Source organism: uncultured Microbacterium sp. (assembly GCF_913776565.1).
Lineage (GTDB): Bacteria > Actinomycetota > Actinomycetes > Actinomycetales > Microbacteriaceae > Microbacterium.
Window position 1 is genome coordinate 1 of sequence record NZ_CAJYPF010000079.1, and the last position, 3,017, is coordinate 3,017.

Genomic DNA, 3,017 nt, shown 5'->3' on the forward strand with positions numbered 1-3,017 from the left:
ACGGATGCCACGACCCCGTCGACCGCGGCATCGATGCGGGCCCGCTCCTCGGGGCCGGCCGTGATGACGTCGCTGCGCGAGAAGACCAGGTCGCGCAGCTGGGGCAGCGTGATCGGCCGCTCCCACCTCCACGCGCGGTGTTCGAGGTCGGTGAAGGGAGCCGCGACGCGGGGCCCGGTGGTGCTGAGCAGGATCTCGGCGTTCGAGCCGCCCATCGCCTCGGTCAAGCGCCTGACCCACTCCACCTCGTGGTCGCGGATGTTCCACACCAGTCCCAGCACCCCGCCGCTGCGCAGGGTGCGCGCCACCTCGACGGATGCCGCCTCCACGTCGACCCAGTGCCACGCCTGCCCCATCACGACGGCGTCCAGCCCGGCGTCGGGCAGCGGCAGAGCCTCGGCCCGCCCGACGAACGTGGGGACCGCCCGGACAGATCCGCGCAGGGCGGCGAGCATGTCGGCATCCGGATCCACGGCCACCACATCGGCGCCGAGCTCGACGACGGTGCGGGTGAGCTTCCCCGTCCCGGCGCCGACGTCGGCGACGCGCAGCGCGCGCCCCGGCTCGCGCACGGGTTCGAGCAGCCAGGACACCGCCTCGTCCGGATACCCCGGCCTCCCGGATTCGTAGGCCGCGGCCGCCTGCCCGAACGAGGTCGACTTGTCACGATCGGTCATGGCCTCGACCCTACGCCGCCCCTCCGACACACCCCTCGCGGACGAACACCCGAGGCGCGGACAGACGCCCCACCCAACGGATGCCACCACCCCCGGCGCGCCTCGCGACGACACGCCGCACGTGCGGTGAGGGTGAAGCCGTGGCTCTGGACTTCACCGCGATCGACTTCGAGACGGCGAACTCCAGCGGCGCGTCCGCGTGCGCGGTCGGCCTGGCGCGGGTGCGCGACGGTCGCGTCGTCGCGACGGCGTCGTGGCTCATCAAGCCCCCCGCCGGTCACGACCATTTCGCGCCGATCAACATCGGCATCCACGGCATCCATCCGCATCACGTCGCGGACGCGCCGTCGTGGAGCGCGCAGCTCGACCGCCTGACGGCGTTCGCCGGGTCCGACGTGCTCGTCGCCCACAACGCGGGCTTCGACATGTCGGTGCTGCGTCGCGCCTGTGCGGCCACGGGCGACGACTGCCCGCCCTACCGTTACCTCTGCAGCGTGCAGATGTCGCGCAAGACGTACGCGCTCGCGTCCTACCGCCTGCCGTTGGTGGCCGCCGAAGCCGGGTGCTCCCCCTTCGCCCACCACGACGCCCTCGCCGACGCCGTCGCGTGCGCCGAGATAACGATCGACTGCGCCCGTCGCGCCGGAGCCGACGACGTGCAGGCCCTCGCCGCCCACCTGGGCCTGCGCGTCTCCCAGATCGCCGTCGAGCCGGCCGAGCGCGCCGTCGCCTGACCCGTTCCGGCCCGTCTTTCCGGCGATGTCGGAGGTCTCGGGCAAGCTGATCCCATGGATGCCATCACCCTCGTCCTCGTGCTCCTCGCGCTGGCGCTCGGCATCGCCGGCGGGTGGTTCGTCGCGTCCGCCCGGGTCGCCGCGCGCGCGGCGGTCGAGCAACAGGCCCTCGGCACGCGGGCAGCGGCGGCCGAGACGGCGCGCGCGGGGCTCGAGGCCCAGCTGGCGCACCAGACCGCCCTCTATCGCGAGCTCGTCGGGCAGTCGCGTGCCGACCAGGCCGCGCGCGAAGAACGCGAACGCCGCGAGCAGACCGTGCTGCGCGCTCTCGATCCCGTCCGCGAGACGCTCGACGCCATGCAGCGCAAGGTCGACGGCCTCGAGCGCGACCGCGTCGAGCAGTACTCGGCCCTCGGCGAGCAGCTGCGCCTCTCGCGCGAGGCCGACGAGGCGCTGCGCGCGACGACCGAATCCCTCGCATCCGCGATGCGGTCGGGCACGACGCGCGGGGTGTGGGGAGAAACGCAATTGCGTCGTGTCGTCGAGGCCGCGGGCCTCACCCGCTACGTCGACTTCGACCTACAGGCCTCGATCTCGAGCGACGCGGGCGCCGGTCGCCCCGACATGGTGGTGCGCCTCCCCGGGGGCAAATCCCTGGCGGTGGATGCCAAGGTCCCCCTCGACGCCTATCTCACGGCCAGCGCGATCCCGGTGACGGCGCACGGCGAAGAGGGCGCCCGGCGCGCCGCGCTCCTGTCGCAGCACGCGCGGGCCGTACGCGCCCACGTCGACGCGCTCGCCAAGAAGGCGTACTGGGCCGGACTGACGACCAGTCCCGAGTTCGTCGTGTGCTTCCTGCCAAGCGAGTCGCTTCTGGCCGCCGCCCTCGACGACGACCCGACGCTGCTCGACTATGCCTTCACGCGCCGCGTCGCCCTGGCGTCCCCCGTCAACCTGTGGGCCGTTCTCAAGACGGTCGCGTTCACGTGGACCCAGCAGGACGTGTCCGACGAGGCACGCACCCTCTTCACGCTCGGCACCGAGCTCTACGACCGGGTCGGCGTCCTGGCCGGTCACGCCAACGAGCTGCGGCGCGCCATCGAGAAGACCGTCGATAGCTACAACCGCTTCGCGGGATCGCTCGAATCGCGCGTGCTGGTCACCGCGCGCAAGTTCCCCGGCATCGACGAGACGAAGCTCGACGCGGTCACCGCACCCGCACCCCTCGAGGCGGTTCCCCGGCGGTGGACCGCCCCCGAGATGATCGACCTCGGCATCGTCGACGACGACGCCACACGACGGGCCACTCCCGAAGCCATCGCCGCACGCGCGGATCTGGACCCGGTCAGAGAACGTCTCGGATCAGCCGACGGGGAGTGAGAGGCAGGCTCCGCCGCCGGCAGCGAGACGCAGGCCCACCGCGGGCGAGAAGGCCTCGCGCTGCACCGCCGGCGAGCGAGACTCGGGCTCGACCGGCACCGATCGAGACTCAGGCTCCGCCGGGCACCCAGCTCAGCAGGCTGACCACGGCCGCCGAGACGCCGACGAACGCGCCGACCATCCACCATGCGCTGACCTCGTGGCCCTCGGCCCGTCGCACGCGCAG

3 protein-coding genes are annotated in these 3,017 nt (G+C 72.9%); 2 read left to right on the top strand and 1 reads right to left on the bottom strand.

What is annotated here, in order from left to right; translation table 11 throughout:
- The coding region (locus QZ433_RS04595; RefSeq protein ID WP_295780230.1) for a class I SAM-dependent methyltransferase at window positions 1-677 on the bottom strand (677 nt) is incomplete at its 3' end.
- Window positions 678-817: 140 nt separating this feature from the next.
- Here QZ433_RS04595 and QZ433_RS04600 point away from each other — a divergent pair.
- Together QZ433_RS04600 and QZ433_RS04605 are read left to right on the top strand one after the other, a co-directional pair.
- Window positions 818-1,411, top strand: coding sequence for a 3'-5' exonuclease (locus QZ433_RS04600; protein WP_295780231.1), 594 nt, complete (start codon window positions 818-820; stop codon window positions 1,409-1,411).
- A 54-nt stretch (window positions 1,412-1,465) separates the two neighbouring features.
- Window positions 1,466-2,791 (top strand): DNA recombination protein RmuC, encoded by a 1,326-nt coding sequence (locus QZ433_RS04605; protein WP_295780233.1) that lies wholly within the window; start codon window positions 1,466-1,468, stop codon window positions 2,789-2,791.
- Window positions 2,792-3,017 lie beyond the last annotated feature (226 nt).